Annotated in this window: 18 protein-coding genes and 1 riboswitch; of the genes, 7 read left to right on the top strand and 11 right to left on the bottom strand. The window is 73.7% G+C overall.

The window, feature by feature from the left end; translation table 11 throughout:
- Nucleotides 1–2 precede the first annotated feature (2 nt).
- Complete coding sequence (locus tag ABZ470_RS35030; RefSeq protein ID WP_362916822.1) at nucleotides 3–893, top strand: hypothetical protein; 891 nt, start codon at nucleotides 3–5, stop codon at nucleotides 891–893.
- 3 nt (nucleotides 894–896) lie between these two features.
- Here the strand turns inward: ABZ470_RS35030 and ABZ470_RS35025 are convergent, their stop codons facing one another.
- The 3 genes from ABZ470_RS35025 to ABZ470_RS35015 form a co-directional block, all read right to left on the bottom strand.
- Nucleotides 897–1,550 (bottom strand): response regulator transcription factor, encoded by a 654-nt coding sequence (locus ABZ470_RS35025; RefSeq protein ID WP_352009202.1) that lies wholly within the window; start codon nucleotides 1,548–1,550, stop codon nucleotides 897–899.
- A complete protein-coding gene (locus tag ABZ470_RS35020) occupies nucleotides 1,538–2,788 on the bottom strand; it encodes a sensor domain-containing protein (protein WP_362916820.1) in 1,251 nt (416 codons plus the stop codon). Before ABZ470_RS35020 ends, ABZ470_RS35025 begins: the two co-directional genes overlap by 13 nt.
- Before the next feature lie 226 nt (nucleotides 2,789–3,014).
- A complete protein-coding gene (locus ABZ470_RS35015) occupies nucleotides 3,015–4,292 on the bottom strand; it encodes a lipase (RefSeq protein WP_362916818.1) in 1,278 nt (425 codons plus the stop codon).
- 173 nt (nucleotides 4,293–4,465) lie between these two features.
- Between ABZ470_RS35015 and ABZ470_RS35010 the strand changes: the two genes are divergently transcribed.
- Nucleotides 4,466–5,647: a histidine kinase gene (locus ABZ470_RS35010; protein ID WP_362916816.1), complete on the top strand. Its 1,182-nt coding sequence runs from the start codon at nucleotides 4,466–4,468 to the stop codon at nucleotides 5,645–5,647.
- Nucleotides 5,644–6,315 carry a response regulator transcription factor gene (locus ABZ470_RS35005; RefSeq protein ID WP_352009206.1) on the top strand — a complete coding sequence of 224 codons (672 nt, stop codon included), beginning with the start codon at nucleotides 5,644–5,646 and terminating at the stop codon, nucleotides 6,313–6,315. The genes ABZ470_RS35010 and ABZ470_RS35005 overlap by 4 nt, the downstream gene beginning before the upstream one ends.
- Before the next feature lie 10 nt (nucleotides 6,316–6,325).
- Here the strand turns inward: ABZ470_RS35005 and ABZ470_RS35000 are convergent, their stop codons facing one another.
- Complete coding sequence (locus ABZ470_RS35000; protein WP_362916814.1) at nucleotides 6,326–7,804, bottom strand: IclR family transcriptional regulator C-terminal domain-containing protein; 1,479 nt, start codon at nucleotides 7,802–7,804, stop codon at nucleotides 6,326–6,328.
- Nucleotides 7,805–7,935: 131 nt separating this feature from the next.
- Here ABZ470_RS35000 and ABZ470_RS34995 point away from each other — a divergent pair, with 131 nt between their 5' ends.
- Nucleotides 7,936–8,685, top strand: coding sequence for a CoA transferase subunit A (locus ABZ470_RS34995; RefSeq protein ID WP_352009208.1), 750 nt, complete (start codon nucleotides 7,936–7,938; stop codon nucleotides 8,683–8,685).
- A 16-nt stretch (nucleotides 8,686–8,701) separates the two neighbouring features.
- A complete protein-coding gene (locus tag ABZ470_RS34990; protein ID WP_362916812.1) occupies nucleotides 8,702–9,331 on the top strand; it encodes a CoA transferase subunit B in 630 nt (209 codons plus the stop codon).
- 33 nt (nucleotides 9,332–9,364) lie between these two features.
- Here the strand turns inward: ABZ470_RS34990 and ABZ470_RS34985 are convergent, their stop codons facing one another.
- The 6 genes from ABZ470_RS34985 to cobF all read right to left on the bottom strand — a co-directional run bounded on the left by ABZ470_RS34985 (nucleotide 9,365) and on the right by cobF (nucleotide 14,322).
- A complete protein-coding gene (locus ABZ470_RS34985; RefSeq protein WP_362916810.1) occupies nucleotides 9,365–10,819 on the bottom strand; it encodes a dienelactone hydrolase family protein in 1,455 nt (484 codons plus the stop codon).
- Between the two features lie 380 nt (nucleotides 10,820–11,199).
- A complete protein-coding gene (locus tag ABZ470_RS34980; RefSeq protein WP_352009211.1) occupies nucleotides 11,200–11,430 on the bottom strand; it encodes a hypothetical protein in 231 nt (76 codons plus the stop codon).
- Between the two features lie 225 nt (nucleotides 11,431–11,655).
- The gene (crcB, locus tag ABZ470_RS34975) at nucleotides 11,656–12,030 is read right to left on the bottom strand and encodes a fluoride efflux transporter CrcB (protein WP_352009212.1); all 375 of its coding nucleotides are present in this window, start codon (nucleotides 12,028–12,030) and stop codon (nucleotides 11,656–11,658) included.
- Nucleotides 12,031–12,079: 49 nt separating this feature from the next.
- Nucleotides 12,080–12,418 (bottom strand): DUF190 domain-containing protein, encoded by a 339-nt coding sequence (locus ABZ470_RS34970; RefSeq protein WP_362916808.1) that lies wholly within the window; start codon nucleotides 12,416–12,418, stop codon nucleotides 12,080–12,082.
- Nucleotides 12,419–12,420: 2 nt separating this feature from the next.
- A complete protein-coding gene (crcB, locus tag ABZ470_RS34965) occupies nucleotides 12,421–12,930 on the bottom strand; it encodes a fluoride efflux transporter CrcB (RefSeq protein WP_352009214.1) in 510 nt (169 codons plus the stop codon).
- A 627-nt stretch (nucleotides 12,931–13,557) separates the two neighbouring features.
- The gene (cobF, locus tag ABZ470_RS34960; RefSeq protein WP_362916806.1) at nucleotides 13,558–14,322 is read right to left on the bottom strand and encodes a precorrin-6A synthase (deacetylating); all 765 of its coding nucleotides are present in this window, start codon (nucleotides 14,320–14,322) and stop codon (nucleotides 13,558–13,560) included.
- A 125-nt stretch (nucleotides 14,323–14,447) separates the two neighbouring features.
- A riboswitch (cobalamin riboswitch) is annotated at nucleotides 14,448–14,548 on the top strand.
- A 63-nt stretch (nucleotides 14,549–14,611) separates the two neighbouring features.
- Here cobF and ABZ470_RS34955 point away from each other — a divergent pair.
- The gene (locus ABZ470_RS34955) at nucleotides 14,612–15,397 is read left to right on the top strand and encodes a (2Fe-2S)-binding protein (RefSeq protein ID WP_362916804.1); all 786 of its coding nucleotides are present in this window, start codon (nucleotides 14,612–14,614) and stop codon (nucleotides 15,395–15,397) included.
- A 7-nt stretch (nucleotides 15,398–15,404) separates the two neighbouring features.
- Here ABZ470_RS34955 and ABZ470_RS34950 read toward each other — a convergent pair whose 3' ends face one another.
- A complete protein-coding gene (locus ABZ470_RS34950; RefSeq protein WP_362771749.1) occupies nucleotides 15,405–16,463 on the bottom strand; it encodes an enoyl-CoA hydratase/isomerase family protein in 1,059 nt (352 codons plus the stop codon).
- Between the two features lie 163 nt (nucleotides 16,464–16,626).
- Between ABZ470_RS34950 and tsaD the strand changes: the two genes are divergently transcribed.
- Entirely contained in the window at nucleotides 16,627–17,646 is a 1,020-nt protein-coding gene (gene tsaD, locus ABZ470_RS34945; RefSeq protein ID WP_352009218.1) for a tRNA (adenosine(37)-N6)-threonylcarbamoyltransferase complex transferase subunit TsaD, read from the top strand.
- Nucleotides 17,647–17,672 lie beyond the last annotated feature (26 nt).

The raw sequence follows: 17,672 nt of genomic DNA, 5'->3' as shown, positions 1-17,672 counted from the left end.
TCATGGAATCCGGATACTGGCGCTCCCGTCACGAGGAGGGGCACGGCATGCGGGCCGCCGTCGGCGACCTCGTCCGCGCCGCGGCGGAGCCCGGCTGGTCACGGCTCACCGTCCGGCACGCCCAGGTCGGCACGCGCACGAGGACCACCGTCCTGCGCGACGGCCACGAGATCACCGTCGAAGGGCTCGCCGAAGACCTCGCGGGGCCGTTCAGGCGGCTGCGTGAGCTGTCACACCGGGCGGGGGAGGGCACCTGGTTCACCTGCGAGCTGTCCTTCTCCCCGGGCGGCAGGGGCTACACCGGCCACGTCGACTCCCGGGCTCAGCCGTTCGAGCGCGTGCCCGCGACGGCGGCGCTGACGGAGCTGACCCTGTTCCCCCGCGACGAACCGCCGGACTGGCTGCTGGCCGCGCTGCCGACCGCCGCGCCCCTCGGGCTCACCGTCGCCTACGGCGGAGACCACGGGCGCCGCAGCCCCGGCGAGCCCCCGCCGCCCTCCCTGCCGGTCACCGGCGAGCTGTCCTACCTCCCCGAGGCCACCATGACCGCCCGCTCCTTCGAGCACACCTGGGAGTACGGCCAGCCGACGGTCTTCCTGCGGGAGCGTCCCGGAGACCGGCAGGCCGGGCATCTGCTGGTCTCCCGGCACCGGGACACCTTCTGGATGGCGCGTCACGGCATGCGCGGCAGCGGCGAGGGGCTGCGCGCGGTCACGCTGGACGGCCGGGTGCTCCGGTTCGAGCTGTCCCCCAGGACGGCCGACACCCTGGAGACCGAGACCGTCTTCGAGATCAGCCTCGACCTGCCCCAGGAGACCGTCGGCGAGATGCGCGCCGCCCTGTCCGGCATCCTGCGGGCCGTCACCCGGGCGCCGGAGCTCACCGGGCTGTGATCCTCAGGGCGCCCCCCGCTCCAGATACTGCAGCACCGCGGCCACCCGCCGGTCGGTGCGGTCGCTCGGCGCCAGGTCCAGCTTGGCGAAGATGTTGCGGATGTGCTTGTGCACCGCGCCCTCGGTGACCACCAGCCGCTCGGCGATGGCCGTGTTGCCCAGCCCCTCCGCCATGAGCGCCAGCACGTCCAGCTCACGCGGGCTGAGCCGGTCGAGCCGCCTGCCGGGGCGACTGTGCGACAGCAGCTGCGCGACCACCTCCGGGTCGATGGCCGTCCCGCCGCCCGCCACGCGGCGCAGGGCCGTCATGAACTCCTCGACCCGTCCCACCCGCTCCTTGAGCAGATAGCCGAGGCGGGAGCTGCCGTGGATCAGCAGGTCGGTGGCGAAGGCCTGCTCGACGTAGGCCGACAGCACCAGCACGGCCAGGTCCGGCCTGCGGCGCCTGGCCTCGACGGCGGCGACGATGCCCTCGTCGGTGTGGGTCGGCGGCATGCGCACGTCGACGACGGCCACGTCCGGCTCGTGGGTGTCGACGGCGTCGAGGAAGGCCTTCGGGCCGTCCACGGCGGCCACCACGTCGAGCGACTCGGCGCGCAGCAGCAGCGCGAGGCCCTCGCGCAGCAGGGGGTCGTCCTCGGCGATCACGATCCGCATGGCAGGCTCACCTTCAGCGTGGTCGGTCCCCCCGGGGGGCTGGTCATCATGAACGTCCCGTCGTGGGCCTCGGCCCGGCGGCGGATGCCGACGAGTCCGGACCCGGCGCGCTCGTCGGCGCCGCCGTGACCGTCGTCGGTGATCTGGACGAGCAGCCGGTCGCGCCGCAGGCTCAGGGCGACGGAGACACGGCCCGCCCCGCTGTGCCTGGCGACGTTGGTCAGCGCCTCGGCCACCGTGAAGTAGGCGGTGGCCTCGACCGAGGCGGCGCACCTGCCCGGCAGGTCGGCGGTGACCGTACAGGGCACCGGGCAGGCGGCGGCGAGTCCGGACAGGGCGTCGGCCAGGCTCCTGTCCTCAAGGACCGGCGGCAGGATGGTGCGCACCACGGCGCGCAGCTCGGCCAGGGCCTGCTCGGCGGCGCCCTGGGCGCGTTCGAGGATCTCCCCGGCGCTCGCGGGGTCGCGGGCCACCGCCCGGCGGGCGGCGCCGAGCAGGACGGTGACGGCCACGATCCGGTTCTGGGTGCCGTCGTGCAGGGAACGCTCGATCCGCCGCAGCTCGGCGGCGTGCGCGTCCAGTGCCGCGGCCCGGGTCGCGGTGAGGTGCGCGACCCGCAGGGCGAGGTCGCCGCCGGGAGGCGCGCTCAGCAATCGCCGTCCCGGCCAGGACTGCAGCCGCTCCAGGCCCGGGATGACCAGCAACGAGAGCGCGGTCCAGCCGACGGCGAACACGCACACCGCCAGCGCGCTGCGCTGGTCGCCGACCCGCCAGAGGTTCAACGCCGCGTCCTCCGCCTCACCCGGCGGCAGCAGCCGCCACCACAGCGGGAAGGTGAGGTCGCGCACCGCGGCGAGCGGCAGCGACATGGCGATCACACCGGTCAGCAACCCCAGCGTCGAGTGGCAGACGACCCAGCCCAGCTCTCCCCGGACACCCGGGTCGGCCAGGGCGGCGCGCAGCCCCGGAGGCGGCGGCCCGGGGCCGACCAGCTCGGGATCCCGCTGCGACAGCCGGACCCGTTCCCGGTCGGCGACGACGCGCAGCCCGCGCAGCGCGACGGGCGCCATCGGCAGTCCGACCCCGACCAGGCACAGCAGCGCGACCACGGCGAGCCAGAGCAGCGCGGTCAACGCCAGGATCCCGGTCCCCACCCCGCCGACGAGGTGATCGAGCGCGTCGACGGTGGCGCGGGACCGGGCGAGCAGGCCTTCCAGGCGCGTACGGCGGACCGTCACGGGAGGCCTCCTGGAGCACGGCCCGCCGGGACACGGCTCGGGTGGGCCGTCGCCGGGTCACCGGGCGCCAGCACGGCCCGTCATATCCTCGTCCGCCTTCTCGTCCCGTCTCTTCGGCCACGCCCGGTGATCCGTCACCGGGATCTTGCGAACCTACATGTCATGATTTAACCAGTCGGCCACGGCGGCCGGGGCTCCATCGCGACCGGTTACCCCGGACGACGGGTCAGGGGATGAGGGAGACCTCGGGGAAGCGGGCGTCGGGGGCCTCGAACAGGGTGGTCGCCTTCCTCCGCAGGTGCAGGTCGAAGAAGGCCGCGACGTAGGCCCGCTGGGCCGCGACGGACCGGACCGGGTCGATCGTGCCGACGAAGTCGGCGACGGGCACCTTCGGCACCGTCTCCGCGATCTTCGGCAGAAACGCCTGCAGGTCGGTGAACGAGCCGTGCGCCGCCCCCTTGAACCGGAGCTCCCGCTTCCAGCCGGTCGAGGCGTCCCAGAAGGACTTCCAGCTCGGCTCGCTCGCCCGGGTGTGCGCCTCGGCCGCCAGCTGCATGAACGGCTTGGCGACGCCGCTGTCCGCGACCCCGCCGACGTAACCGCCGTCGAGGTTGACGCCCGCGTCCACACGTGGGTCGTCGTGGACGAGCTGCGCCGCGACCGACCCGCCGAGGGACTGGCCGAGCGCCCCGACCCGGGACAGGTCGGGGGCGCCGCGAAGCCCCGCGGGCTCCCCCGCGCCGAGGGCGTCGCCGCGTCCCAGGGCGGCGATCCGGCCGAGGACGAACCGCATGTCCGCCAGACGGGCCCGCGAATGCCGGTCGAGCAGCTTGGCGATGACGCGCGGGGTCAGCTTCGAGGGCAGCGGCAGCGCGCGCACGACCCGCCCGCCGGGGAACTCCACCTGGTCGGCCTCATAGGTGTGGTCGACGGTGACGACCAGATAGCCGCGGGAGGCCAGATCCTCGACGAGGGAGGTGCCGAGGGTGCGCGGCCCGCCGTCCCCGGAACCGAAGAGCACGACGGGCAGCCTGCCCGCGCCGCGGTCGACCGGCGCGCCGGGGCGGGCGTGGGTCGGGGTGGCGGCCCAGTTCACCGCGCCCGCCGGAACGCCCATGGGCGGCGCGGAGTGCCGGTCCCAGTCGGCCGCGGCCAGGGGAGCCATGTGGGGGGCCGTGCGCGGGTTCCCGCCGGTGCCCCTGGCCGGGTACCACAGGCTGACCATCAGCTCCCGGTAGGGCTTCGACCTGACCAGCGGGTCGGGGCGGGACCGGTCGACCAGGCGCACGGCGAAGGTGCTGACGGGGTACGGCCCGCCGGGCGCGGGCAGCGTCATCGTGACGGGGGCACCGTCCGAGGCGTGCGCGGCAGGGACGGCGGAGGCGGCGACGGGCGCAGAAAGGGGCGCAGAAAGCGGCGGGGAGACAGGAGCGGCGAGGGGAGCCGCGGCGACCGCGGTCAGCGCCAGACCGGCGACCGCCGAGGCGATCGTGCCGAGGGACATGTGGGACTCCTTACGAGTGGTGGATTCCTGCGCCGACGAGGCTGGCAGCGGGGCACGGTCCCGGGCCAGCGGCATACGGCTGATCCACACCTACGACTTCCGGCTGAGGTGCCCGGACGCTCCTCCCTGAGAAGGATGGGGGGAGAACCAGCAGGACAAGTAGGGTGAGCGGCATGAAAAGAGGCGACCGCCCGGTGGCCTGGCCCACGGATCCGATCCGATGGCCGTCCCTGGCCGCCGACGCGCTGCCGGCCGCCGTGATCTTTCTCGTCACGCTCGGACCCGGCCAGGTGCTGTCCCGGGGAGAGCCGTGGACGTTGTTGCTCCAGGTGGCCCTGACGGCGCCGCTGCTGTGGCGGCGGCGCGCGCCGCTGACGGTCTTCTGCGCGGTCGGCGCCGCCGCCGCGATCCAGTGGGCCGCCGGCGTGCAGCTTCCCGCCGACGTCGCACTGCTGGTCGCCCTCTACACGGTCGTCGCCCACCGTCCGTGGCGGTGGGCGCTCACGGCCGCCCTCGTCCTGGAGGCCGGGGTGGTGCTGGCCGCGGCGCGGTGGGCGCCGCCGGGCCAGTTCCCGTTCTCGGTGGCCGCGTTGACCGCGATGGCCGCCGTCGCCGTCACCACGGGTCTGTGGGCGCGGGCCCGGCGGGCGTACGTCGCCTCGCTGGAACACGACCGTGAACAGCGGGCCAGGCTCGCGGTCGCCGAGGAACGCGCCAGGATGACCCGCGACATGCACGACATCGTCACCCACAACCTGTCGGTCATGGTGGCCCTGGCCGACGGCGCCGCCCACGTACGGCACCGCGCGCCGGAGCGGGCGGCCGACGCGATGGAGCGGATCGCCGGCATCGGAAGGCAGGCGCTTGAGGACATGCGCCGCTCTCTCGGCGCCGGCGAACCCGGGGCGGGCGAGTTCGGCGCCGGCCCCGCCGAGCGGGCGGACGCCTCGCGCCACCCGGCGCCCGGGATCGACCAGCTGGGTCCCCTGGCCGACCGGATGCGCGCGGCCGGGCTGCCGACCAGCCTGCGGGTCGCCGGAGACCCCGGGACGATCCCCGCCGCCGCCCAGCTCACCGTCTACCGGCTGACCCAGGAGGCGCTGACGAACACGCTCAGGCACGCGCCGGGCGCGACGGCCGAGGTCCGCGTCCGGCTGACGCCTCGGCGCGCCGAGGTGGAGATCGTCGACGACGGCCGCCCCGGACGGGCGGCGGACGGGACGCCGGGGCGGGGCCTGACCGGGATGCGCGAACGGGTCGCCGCCTACGACGGGACCCTGCACGCGGGACCGGTGCCCGGCGGCGGCTGGCGGGTGGCGGCCGACCTGAACCTGACAGGGGAGAGAAGACCGTGACGATCCGGTTGCTGATCGCCGATGACGAGTCGCTGCTGCGGATGGCCTTCCGGATGGTGTTCGAGGCCGAGCCGGACATGGAGGTGGCCGGGGAGGCGGGCGAGGGCGAGGAGGCCGTCAGGATGACCCGGCGGCTGCGCCCCGACGTGGTGCTGATGGACGTGCGCATGCCCGGCCTCGACGGGATCGAGGCCACCCGGAGGATCGTCAGGGACTGCCCACGCTCACGTGTGCTCATCCTGACCACCTTCGACCTGGACGAGTACGCCTTCGCCGGACTGAAGGCAGGGGCGGTCGGCTTCCTGCCGAAGAACACCCGGCCCGCCGAGTTGCTCGGCGCGATCCGTGACGTGGCGGCGGGGGAGGCCGCGCTGTCCCCGAGGGTCACCCGCCGCCTGCTTGAGAGGTTCGCCCCCCAGCTCACACCGTCCGTGTCCGAACGCGACGAGCGGCTCGCGCGGCTGACCTCCCGCGAGTACGAGGTGCTGGTCCAGGTGGCGCGCGGACTGTCCAACGCCGAGGCCGCCGTGGCGCTGAACCTGGCCGAGGCCACCGTGAAGACGCACCTCAGCCACGTTCTGCTGAAACTCGGGCTGCGCAGCCGCGCCCAGGTCGTGGTCTTCGCCTACGAGAGCGGCGTCGTGCGCCCCACGACCCTCCACGACTGACGGCCACCGGTCAGCGCTGCGGCGGAGTCACCCGGGCGCAGGCCAGGTCGGCCGACATCCTGGCCGCGGTCTCGACGAGCGCGGGCAGGACCTTCTCGACCAGGGCGGCAGGGGTGGCGCGGTCGACGTGGGTGGCGACGTTGACGGCGGCGACGACCCGGCCGTCCCGGCCGCGCACCGGGACGGCGATGGACCGCACCCCCTCCTCGAGCTCCTGGTCGACCACGGCGTAGCCGTCCACGGCCGCGCGCCGTACGGCGGACGCGAACTCGGCCGGGGAGGTGACCGTGTCCCGGGTCAGCGGGCGCAGGGCGATCGAGGCCAGCCGCTCCTGAGGCAGGTCCGCCAGGAGCACCCTGCCCATCGACGTGGCGTACGCGGGGAAGCGGGTGCCGACGACGATGTCCACCCGCATGATCTTCGTCGTGGGCACCCGGGCCACGTAGACGACGTCGTCGCCGTCGAGCACCGCGACCGATGTCGACTCGTGGATCCTGGCCGCCAGGTCCGCCAGGTGCGGCTGGACGATCTCGCCGAAGGAGAGTCCCGAGAGGTGGGCGTATCCGAGCTCCAGGACCCGGGGCAGCAGGACGGAGCGGGAACCCTCGGTGCGGGCGTATCCCAGCCGCTCCAAGGTCTGCAACGCCCGTCCCACGGTGGCCCTCGGCAGAGCGGTCACCCTGGCGACGTCGGCGGGAGACAGCCCGCCGGGAACCGTGCCGAGCGCCACGAGCACGGCCAGGCCACGGGCGAGTGACTGCAGGTAGGCCGCCCCCAGCGCCTCCTTCGCCGGGCGCGAGACGTCCACGGCGGGGGGAGGCGGCACGGGACGGGCGGGCGGCGGGACGGCGGCCAGCGCGGCCTCCATCCGGGCGGCCGTCTCACGCAGCCTGGCCACCGCGTGGGAGCGCAGCCCGGCCATGGTGTGCCTGCTGGTGTGGCTGACCACGCTCAGCGCGCAGAGCGCCTGACCCGCGGCGTCCCTGACGGGGACCGCGACCGCGATCAGACCGGGTTCGACGAGCTGGTCGTCCTCGGCCCACGGCGTGTCCTGGTCGTCGAGGAGGGCCAGGCCCGCCGCGCAGCGGTCCGCGGGCAGCAGGTCCCCGACCCGGAAGGCGACCGAGACGGCGCGCCGCCGGGTGAACTGCCCGAAGAAACGCACCCCGTCCCCGTCGGGCACGGCCAGCGAGACCGACTCGTCCAGCTCGGCGGCGAGCCGTTCGGCGTGCGGGGCGAGGACCTCACGCAGGCCCGCGCAGACGAGGTAGGCCTCACCCAGCTCCATCAGGCGCGGGGCGAGCAGCACCTCGCGCTCCTCCGCCCTGAGGTAGCCCAGGTGGACGAGGGTCGCCAGGACACGGTCGACCGTCGACCTGGCCAGGCCGGTGGCGCGGACCAGGTCGGTCGCGCGTGTCCGCCGCCACGGCTCGGTGGTGAGCGCGCGCAGCACGCCCAGCCCCCGCTCCAGGGTTCCGGCCGGTTCCATTCGGTGTCCCTTCTCGGTCCCTTCTCGTCCGTCGCAGGCACTTTGACAGGAACTACTCCGGACCGCATACTCGACACAACAATAGTGAACTAAAGTTCACTCAACGAACATCTCGGGCGGGTGGAACACACGTGCGGAGAGACAAGGTGGTCGCCACGGCGGCGGACGCGCTGGCCGGGGTCGGCGACGGGGCGTCGTTCGCGGTCGGCGGCTTCGGCCTCAGCGGCATCCCGAACGTGCTGATCCAGGCCCTCTACGAGACCGGGGTGACCGGAGTCTCCGTGGTGTCGAACAACTGCGGGGTGGACGGCGGCGGCCTCGGCCTCCTGCTGGCCGCCCGGCGCATCGCCCGGGTGACCGCCTCCTACATCGGCGAGAACAAGGAGTTCGCCCGGCAGTACCTCGCCGGTGACATCGAGGTCGAACTGACCCCGCAGGGCAGCCTGGCCGAACGGCTGCGCGCGGGCGGCAGCGGCATCCCGGCCTTCTACACCCCGGCGGGTGTCGGCACCCCGGTCGCGGACGGCGGCCTGCCGCTGCGCCACGCCCCCGACGGCTCGGTCGCCGTCGCCTCGCCGCCCAAGGAGGTCCGCGAGTTCGACGGCAGGTCATACGTGCTCGAACGCGGCATCACCACCGACTTCGCGCTGGTCAGGGCGGCGAAGGGGGACAGGCACGGCAACCTGGTCTTCAGCAAGGCCGCCAGGAACTTCAACCCGCTGGCCGCGATGGCCGGGCGTGTCACCGTCGCCGAGGTCGAGGAGCTGACCGAGCTCGACCCCGACGAGGTCCACCTGCCGGGCGTGTTCGTCCAGCGCGTGCTGGTGCTCACCCCCGAGCAGGCGGCGGACAAGGCCATCGAGAAGCGGACCACGTCATGACCTTCGAGGAGTCCCGATGAGCTGGAGCCGTGACGAGATGGTCGCGCGGGCGGCGGCCGAACTGCGCGACGGCGACCACGTCAACCTCGGCATCGGCCTGCCCACCCGCATCCCCTCCTTCCTGCCGCCGGACGTCGAGGTCGTCCTGCACTCGGAGAACGGCATCCTGGGCGTCGGCCCCTACCCCGCCGAGGACGAGGTGGACCCGGACCTGATCAACGCGGGCAAGGAGACGGTCACCGTACGGCCGGGCGCGTCGTTCTTCGACTCCGCGCTGTCGTTCGGCATGATCCGCGGCGGTCACATCGACGTGGCGGTGCTGGGGGCGATGCAGGTCTCCGAAGGCGGCGACCTGGCCAACTGGATGGTCCCCGGCAGGCTGGTCAAGGGCATGGGCGGGGCGATGGACCTGGTTCACGGCGTCCGCAAGGTCATCGTGATCACGGACCACACCGCCAAGGACGGTTCCCCGAAGCTCGTACGGCGGTGCTCGCTGCCGCTCACCGGCAGGGCGTGCGTCAACCGGATCATCACCGACCTCGGCGTCCTCGACGTCACCCCCGAAGGCCTGAGGCTCGTCGAGACCGCCCCCGGCGTGAGCGTCGAAGAACTGCGAAGCCGTACGGACGCGGACGTCCTGATCTGATCGTCCGGAGGACGAGGTGTGTTCCGGCGCCGGTCAGCGGCCTTCACCCGGGCGGTGGACGCTGAGGTCGCCGTAGGCCGACAGGCCGCGGGCCAGGTCACCGGGTTCGTGCCGCAGGGTGGCGTCCAGGAAGGCGAGGGTGGCCGCGGCGACGACGCGCGGGCTCTCGGCACGGCCCAGGGAACCGACGATCGACGGCACAGGCGGCAGGTACAGGGGACCGTCCATGAAGGTGAGGTGCGCGGCGCCGGGAACGGTGAGCCGGTAGTTCGTCGCGGTGCCGGACTTGAGGGCCTCGGTGAGGCGGGGGATGTAACGCGGGTCGGTTCCCGGGGTCACGGCCTGGGTCAGCGCGAGCGCCGGCTGGTTGAGGGCGGGGGAGGCGGGGCCGTGGGGATAGCCGTCCAGGTCGATGACGGCGTCGAACCGGCTGTCCTGCCGGGCGGCCTGCAGGGCGGCGGCACCACCCATGGAGTGGCCGGTGACCGCGACCCGGCCGGTGTCCAGGCGTCCGGCCAGCGGGTCGGTGATCTCGCCTCGATCCAGTCGCTCCAGCTGTGTGAGGACGAAGCCGAGGTCGGAGGCCCGGACGGCCGTCCAGCCGACCGCCAGCCTGTCGTCCTTGTCCCGGTCTCCGGTGGAGGCGGTCCTGGCGTGAATCGTCCGGCCGTCGGCGAGGACGACGGCGGCGGAGTCGTACGGGTGGTCGAGGGTGGCGACCACGTAGCCGTGGCTGGCCAGTTCCTCGGCCCAGGCGGTGTTCTGGGTGCGGACCCCGCCCGACCCGGGAGAGAACAGCACGACCGGGAACCGTTCGCTCCCCCCGGCCACCGGGGCGTCGAAGACGGAACGGGAGCGGGCACGCGGGACGCCGTCGATCAGGAAGCCGGGCAGGCCGACCTGGCGGGCGAGGGTGCCGGAGACGACACGTGCCTCCTGCTCGGTGCGTCCGAGGTACTGGGCCCGCCGCGCGCCCGCGAGGCTCTTCCGCGCGGGATACCAGAGCTGGACCACGACCGTGCGCCGGTCGTCCGGATCGGCGGTGAAGCTCTCGGGCCGGTGCGGGTCGGTCCACTGCGCCACCCGGGTGCCGACCGCGAAACGGCCTGACGGCTCGGGGAACACGGGAACCGGGAAGGCCCAGGCGGCCACCGGACCCCCGGCGATCAGGCAGGCGCAGACCGCAGACCCCGGCAACGCCAGCCACCACCGGGCCCGCCACGCCGACCGGCCGGTACGGCGTCCCAGCAGGGGAGCGAGAGCGAACGGAAACGCCACGGCGGCGCCCGCCAGCACCGGCAGCATCTGCCAGCGGAGCCCCGCCACACCCAGCGCGATCGCGGACAGCACGAAGACCGTCCCCGCCGCGATCGTGACGTACGGGCGGGCGGCGGGGGCAAGCCAGCGCGCCACCACCAGCGCGACGGCGCCCAGCAGGGAAAGAAGTTCCAGCGGGGACATGTACAGCCCCGCGATGATCTCGGTCACCCGGCCATTCTCAGAGCAGGGCACACGGCGCCACATCGACCCCAAGGCTCCATAACGTGCGACCGGAGTCGCACCCGGCGCCTCGCCCGTGCGACCACGGTCTCAAGCACCGACGAACGGCCGCCCAGCCGTCACACCACCGCCAACCGGTTGACCACGCACCACTGACGGAGACGGCGGCCATCGATGCCCTACCGGCCCTCAGCGTGAGGAGTTTCGGCTTGGGCGCCGTCGGTGCTTGGACTGAGGAACGCAGGAGCGCAGCGACGGAGTGACGAGGGAAAGCGCCGACTCGGAGGCGCCCAAGCCCGCGACGCCGTCAGGCGGAGCAAGGAGACACAGTCCGCGACGCCGCCAGGCGGAGCAAGGAGACACCGCCGTCATCCCGCGCCGGGTCCGGCCGCGCGGGTCCTTGAGCGCCGGTGGCCGCGTTGCAGGAGGGAGGCGAGACCGAGTGGGGAGAGGACACGGTTCACATGCCGGTGAGGTCCTGTGGAGACGGGCCGCTGCGGACGCCTGGCCCGGCTGCCCCTGGTCGCCGACAGGACGACCACGACCAGCAGGACCGAGATGAAGGCTCCCGCGAGTACCGCGACGAGCACCGCGAACATATGAACTACCCCAAAAGTCGGAACCTTGCGTATACGCCGCGTCATATCCGCAGCTCACAGAGGTAACGGTGAGAAAAAGGGTTGTTCTTCCTCAATCAAGGAAGAAGGCCTCTTTCTTTACCCGCGGCCGGACTGCGCGGGGCGGACGCGTGGCACGGCAGAGCCGTCTCCGCCGGGGAATCCGTCCGTGGAGGCCGGTTTGAGGGGCGATGGGAGGCCCCGGCGTCAGGCGAAGAGGACCCGGGCGAGGGTCATGCCGACGAAAACGGCGCCGAGACCCGCGACCACCGAGGCGACGACGTTGACCACCGCGTAGAAACGCGCGCCGTTCTCGGCCAGCTGCAACGTTTCGTAGGAGAACGTCGAGTAGGTGGTCAGCGCCCCGCAGAACCCGGTCCCCACCAGCAACTGGATCTCCGTGCCCACCGCGCCGGACAGCGCGGCCCCGGCCAGCAGGCCGAGGACGAGGGAGCCGGACACGTTGACGGTGAAGGTCCCCCACGGGAAGACCGTGTCGTGCCGGGCCTGGACCGTCCGGTCGGTCAGATAACGCAGCGGCGCGCCGACGGCGGCGCCGGCCAGCACCAGCAGCCAGTTCACCGTGCCCCCCTCCGCACCGTGTCTCCCACCGTGCCTCTCACCGTGCTGCTCACCGTGCGGCCCGCCCGCCGCGATGGTGGACGATCTCGACCTGGTCGAGTACGGCCACGCCCTCGATGAGCAGGTCGTCGAGCTGGGGCAGGAAGGCGCGGACGGCCTCCTCGGTGTCGATGATCACCACGGCGACCGGCAGGTCGTCGGCCATCGACAGCAGCCGGGTGGTGTGCACGACCTGTGTGGCGCCGAAGCCCTCAAGGCCGTGGAAGACCGACGCCCCGGCCAGCCCGGCGGCGTGGGCGCGGTGCACGATCTCGGTGTACATCGGACGGTGGTGCCAGGTGTCGGTGTCGTCGAGGAAGACGGTCAGTCTCAGCCCTCGCCCAGACATGATCATCGTGTTCTCCCTGCCTTCCGTCTCACCGCCGCCAGGATCAGGCGGGTGATCCACGCTCCGGCCGTGACCGAGGCCATGGCGGCCACGACCGTGACGGCCATGTAGGTCAGCGCCGGGCCGGGCCGTCCGGCTGCGACCAGGCGTTCGATGTCCACGCAGTAGGTGGAGAAGGTGGTGAACCCGCCGAGCACGCCGGTCGCGAAGAACGGCCGCACCCAGACGGGGGCGGTCCAGGCCTCGGTCAGCGTCACGAGGAAGACGCCGATCACCAGGCAGCCGAGGGCGTTGACGCCCAGCGTGGTCCACGGGAAGGCCGCAGGCGGGGTCGGCCACAGCAGAGACGCCCCGTAACGGGCCGCCGCGCCGATCGAGCCTCCGGCGGCGACCGCGGCGAGCACGCGCAGCTGCGAGCGGCGTGCCTGGCGGCGGCGCCGTACGTCGGCGAGATCGACGTCTGGGTCGACGGGCTCGGTCACCGTTGCGGGCCCCACCTCATCCGGGCGCATGATCCTCCCCACACGTGGCGTGCGCCCCGGGTTCCAGGGCGCGAGCTGTCACGAGCAGGGACCGTTGGCGGCGCGCGTGCCGCGGTTCGGGTACGGCGGGCCCCACCGCCGCGAGACGCCCCGGCCGGGCTCGGCGAGCCGGCGCGAGGGTTCCCCCACAGCCTAGCCCGCCCCGGATCTCCCCTTGGCCGCCCCCGCCCCGAACCGGGGTGTCTCCGGTCGGCCCGCCGTACCCGGGCCCGGTCCTGCCTCTCGTCCGGGCGGCGAACGCTCCTCGGGGCCGGTATGCCAGGGCCCCGGCCGCATCGTGGTCTCCCGTAGCGTCGAGACCACGATGCGGCGGACGCCGCGCCCGGGGCCCACGTCCGGGCGGCGGCGAGCTTCAGGTAACTTAGGTAAGCCTAAGCTCAGTTTTTGGATTTCGGCGCGCCCTGTCAAGGTGGCGGCCTGTGACCTGGTTCATACCACCGGCCCATTTGCCTGGCCGCCCGGCGCCTGCTCGCCCCGGCCCGGCTGCCCGTGGGCGTGCTGACCGGCGTCATGGGTGGCCGCTCCCTCATCTGGCTGCCGGCCCGCGAGTGGCGCGCGGGCCGTACGGGCACGGGGCGGGCGGCAGGGAGCTGAGCCTCACGCCGGGGGCAGGCGCCTGAGCAGGTAGGTGTCCATGATCCAGCCCTTGCGATCCCGGGCCTGCGCGCGCAGGTCGCGGATGCGCCCCGCCACCTCGGTCACCGGCCCGGAGACCAGGATCTCGTCCGGGGTGCCCAGGTAGGCGCCCCAGTAGATGTGGAACTCCTCCGCCCGGTCCCCCAGGTCGGCGAAGGCGCAGTGCGCGTCGAGCATGACGAGGACGTCGTCGGCCGTCGGCCCCTCCTGTGCCAGGCGGCGGCCGGTGGTGATGTGCACCGGGCGGCCGACCCGGTTCAGATTGGTACGGTGCCGGGCGGTCAGCGCGGAGACGCTGGTGATGCCCGGGACGACCTCGTGGTCGAAGACGACCGTCCCCCGCCCGGCGACCTCCTCGATCCCGGCGAGCGTGCTGTCGTAGAGGCCGGGGTCGCCCCAGACGAGGATCGCCCCGGTCTCGTCCTCGCCGAGTTCGTCGCGGACGAACGCCTCGTACAGGTCGGCGCGCCGCGAACGCCACGTCTCGACGGCCGAGGCGTAGGCGGGGGTGGTCCTGTCCCGCTCCGGGTCCTGGGCCTGCACCACCCGGTACGGCCGCCGCCCGTGCGCCTCGATCATGTCCCGGCGCAGATCGGCCAGGTCGTGTTTGACCTCTCCCTTGTCCACCAGCAGGAAGGCGTCGGCCCGGCCGATGGCCTTGACCGCCTGGAGGGTGAGATGGTCGGGGTCGCCCGCGCCGATGCCGATGATGAGGATTCGCTTCACGGGGAAGAGTCTGCCCTCCCCGCCGTGGGCGGGTCCCGCCGGGCCGGTCCGCCGGAGGTCGGCACCCGGAGCACAGAGAAGTCTCCGTCCCCTGTGAGATGATGCCGCCGCGGGCGACGGCGGTCAGAGGAAGCCGGTGCGAGTCCGGCGCGGTCCCGCCACCGTGACCGGCGAGCCGGTCGTGGGCGGATGGCTCACGACGAGTCTCGCCGGGAGCCGGAGACTCACGCGGTCGCCTCCTCAGGCCAGGCCGGGGCGGACCTCCCCGGGAGAGGATCGGTGATTCGTCATGTCCCCCGTCCGGCGCGCCCCCGTGATCGCGCCCGCCGCCCCGGAGGCCGTCTCTGCGGCGATGGCCGAGGTGTCCTCGGTCGGCGGCTACTTCGAGCTCGACGAGGGCGAGGCGGAGCCGGGCTGGCGGCCGCTCACCGACCTGCTCACCGACCGCGCCCTGCTGGAACGGCGCGTCGCCGAGGTCGCCGTGCGCCTGGGCACCGACCAGCCACGGGTGGCGGCCTCCATCCAGTTCCAGGGGCTCGCGGCCCGCCTGTGGTCGCCGGTCGTCGGGGCCGTGGCCGCCCACGACCTCCTCCTCGACCTGGCCCCCGACCGGCTGCACTGGTACCCGGCCCCCGCCGGGCCGCTGCCGCTGCGCGCCGTACGGCCCGCGGGGCGGCGTGTGCCCGGCCCTGTCGAGGCGGCCGTGCCGATGTACCGCGGCGTGGTGACCGGGCTGCTCGAACCGCTGGCGCTGGCCGTACGGGAGGTCGTCGGGATCGCGCCGGGCCTGCTGTGGGGCAACGCCGCCTCGGCCCTGGCGGGAGCCGTGTGCGTCCTCGCGGGCCGGCGCCCCGACCTGGCCACGAGGGCCGTCGCGCTCGGCCGGGAGCTGCTGGGGACGGGGCTGCTGCGCGACACCGGTGAGCTGGATGAACCCGTCCCCGGGCGGCCGGTCTTCACCCGGCGCAGCTGCTGCCTGTACTACCGGCTGCCCGGCGGCGGCAAGTGCGGCGACTGTGTCCTGCTCGCCGGCCGCCCGAGAAGCCGTACGGGAGGCCGGGAGGGACGCGCCTGAACGGCCGTCACCCCGGCCCCGCGGACAGCCCGAGCTCGTGTTCGCCCAGGGGTGCGAAGAAGCGGTCCACGTCCCGCTCGCTCACCTCTTCGAGACGGGCGGGGGACCAGCGGGGGGAGCGGTCCTTGTCGATCACCTGGGCGCGGATGCCCTCGACCAGGTCGGGCGCGGACGGCATCGCGCAGGCGACGCGGTACTCCTGGTCGAGCGCCTCCTCAAGGGAGCCGAGCCCTCGGGCCAGGCGCAGGGCGCGCAGGGTGACCTTCAACGCGGTCGGCGACCTGGCCGAGACCAGTTCCGCCGCCCGCTTCGCCTCCTCGGCGCCGTCGCCGAGCAGCCGCTCCACGATCTCCTCGACCGTTTCGGCGGAGTAGCAGGCGTCGATCCATCCGCGTTCGCCGGTCAGCTTCCCGGGCGGCACCGGGCGGGCGAAGGCGGCGACGACCCCCGCCACGTCCCCCGAGGCCAGTTCGGCGGTGAGGGCGCCGAGATCCGCCGAGGGGACGAAGTGGTCGGCGAGCCCGCAGGCGACGGCGTCGCCCGCCCCGATCGCCGCCGAGGTCAGCGCCATGTGGGTGCCGAGCTCGCCGGGCGCCCGCGACAGCAGGTAGGTGCCTCCCACGTCGGTCAGGAAGCCGATCGTGGTCTCCGGCATGGCCAGGGCGGTGCGTTCGGTGACGATCCGCACACCGCCGTGCGCGGAGACGCCCACCCCGCCGCCCATGACGATGCCGTCCATCAGGGCCACGTACGGCTTGCCGTACCGCGCGATGAGGGCGTTGAGGCGGTACTCGTCCCGCCAGAACGCCGGTGAGGCCCCGCCCCCGGTCCTGACGTCCTCGTGGATGGCGCGGATGTCGCCCCCGGCGCACAGGCCGCGCTCGCCCGTCCCCCTGATGAGCACGGCGGAGACGGAGTCGTCGCAGGCCCAGGCCCGCAGGGCGGTGTCGATCCGGCGGATCATGTCGTGGTTCAGGGCGTTCAGGGCGCGGGGCCGGTTGAGGATGATCTGCCCGAGGCGTCCGGTGACCAGGGTCACGACCTCGGCGTCCGGCTGGAGGTTCATCAGGCGGCCCCCACGAGCCCGCGGGTGACGACGACGCGCATGATCTCGTTCGCTCCTCAATGTAGTCGGACGTCCTACTAAATCCAGAGCGTACGGCGTTCGCCCGAAAGAGTCTTGATGCCTATCATTCGTAGTTGCGAATTACTTGCAACAAGGGGGTGGCATGGCGGTCGTCCTGGGGATCGAGACCTCGTGCGACGAGACCGGCGTCGGCATCGTCTCCGGCGGCCGGCTCCTCGGCGCCGCGCTGTCCTCCTCGATGGAGGAACACGCGCGCTTCGGCGGGGTGGTGCCGGAGATCGCCGCCCGCGCCCACCTGGAGTCGCTCGTCCCCTGCGTGCGGGCCGCCTTCGAGCGGGCCGGGGTCGGTCCGTCCGAGATCGACGCGGTCGCGGTCACCTCGGGGCCCGGCCTGGCCACCGCGCTGCAGACCGGGATCGCCGCCGCCAAGGCCTACGCGCTGGCCTGGGACCTCCCCCTGTACGGCGTGCACCACCTGGCCGGGCACGTGGCCGCCGACACCCTGGAGCACGGCCCGCTGCCGCCGCGCTCGGTCGCGCTGATCGTCTCCGGAGGGCACACCTCGCTGCTCCTGCTCGGGGACCTGGCCCGTGACCCGGTCGTCCACCTCGGCGACACCCGTGACGACGCCGCGGGCGAGGCGTTCGACAAGGTCGCCAGGCTCCTCGGGCTCGCCTACCCCGGCGGTCCCGCCGTCGCCGAGGCCGCCCGCGACGGCGACCCCGGGGCGGTCGCCTTCCCCCGGGCGATGCTCGGCGACGGCCACGACTTCTCCTTCTCCGGGCTCAAGAGCGCCGTCGCCAGGCATGTGGCGCGGGCGGGCGACTCCCTCGCCGTACCCGACGTCGCGGCCTCCTTCCAGGAGGCGGTGGCCGACGTGCTGACCCGCAAGGCCGTCGAGGCCTGCCTGGGCGCCGGAGTGGACACCCTCGTGATCGTCGGCGGGGTCGCCGCGAACCGGAGACTGCGCGAACTCGCCGCCGAGCGCTGCCGCGCGGCGGGCCTCACGCTGCGGATCCCGCCCCCGGGGCTGTGCACCGACAACGGCGCGATGATCGCCGCAGTCGGGGACCTGCTGGTCGCCGCGGGAGCACCGCCCTCCTCACGGCACCTGGCGGCCGACCCCTCGGCTCCGCTGAGCCGGGCCCGCACACGAGACTGACGTGTCGGAGGCCGCTCCGGCGCGGG

The sequence above is a fragment of the Streptosporangium sp. NPDC020072 genome, assembly GCF_040631445.1.
In the GTDB taxonomy this organism is placed as follows: Bacteria; Actinomycetota; Actinomycetes; order Streptosporangiales; family Streptosporangiaceae; genus Streptosporangium.
This window is presented reverse-complemented; position numbering and strand designations above follow the sequence as displayed.

Excerpts from the sequence above, each read along its gene's own strand:
- ABZ470_RS35030 (WP_362916822.1), top strand. The coding sequence starts at position 3 with ATGGAATCCGGATACTGGCGCTCCCGTCACGAGGAGGGGCACGGCATG.
- ABZ470_RS35025 (WP_352009202.1), bottom strand. The coding sequence starts at position 1,550 with ATGCGGATCGTGATCGCCGAGGACGACCCCCTGCTGCGCGAGGGCCTC.
- ABZ470_RS35015 (WP_362916818.1), bottom strand. The coding sequence starts at position 4,292 with ATGTCCCTCGGCACGATCGCCTCGGCGGTCGCCGGTCTGGCGCTGACC.
- ABZ470_RS35010 (WP_362916816.1), top strand. The coding sequence starts at position 4,466 with ATGAAAAGAGGCGACCGCCCGGTGGCCTGGCCCACGGATCCGATCCGA.
- ABZ470_RS35000 (WP_362916814.1), bottom strand. The coding sequence starts at position 7,804 with ATGGAACCGGCCGGAACCCTGGAGCGGGGGCTGGGCGTGCTGCGCGCG.
- ABZ470_RS34990 (WP_362916812.1), top strand. The coding sequence starts at position 8,702 with ATGAGCTGGAGCCGTGACGAGATGGTCGCGCGGGCGGCGGCCGAACTG.
- ABZ470_RS34980 (WP_352009211.1), bottom strand. The coding sequence starts at position 11,430 with ATGTTCGCGGTGCTCGTCGCGGTACTCGCGGGAGCCTTCATCTCGGTC.
- ABZ470_RS34970 (WP_362916808.1), bottom strand. The coding sequence starts at position 12,418 with ATGTCTGGGCGAGGGCTGAGACTGACCGTCTTCCTCGACGACACCGAC.
- crcB (WP_352009214.1), bottom strand. The coding sequence starts at position 12,930 with ATGCGCCCGGATGAGGTGGGGCCCGCAACGGTGACCGAGCCCGTCGAC.
- ABZ470_RS34955 (WP_362916804.1), top strand. The coding sequence starts at position 14,612 with ATGTCCCCCGTCCGGCGCGCCCCCGTGATCGCGCCCGCCGCCCCGGAG.
- ABZ470_RS34950 (WP_362771749.1), bottom strand. The coding sequence starts at position 16,463 with ATGAACCTCCAGCCGGACGCCGAGGTCGTGACCCTGGTCACCGGACGC.
- tsaD (WP_352009218.1), top strand. The coding sequence starts at position 16,627 with ATGGCGGTCGTCCTGGGGATCGAGACCTCGTGCGACGAGACCGGCGTC.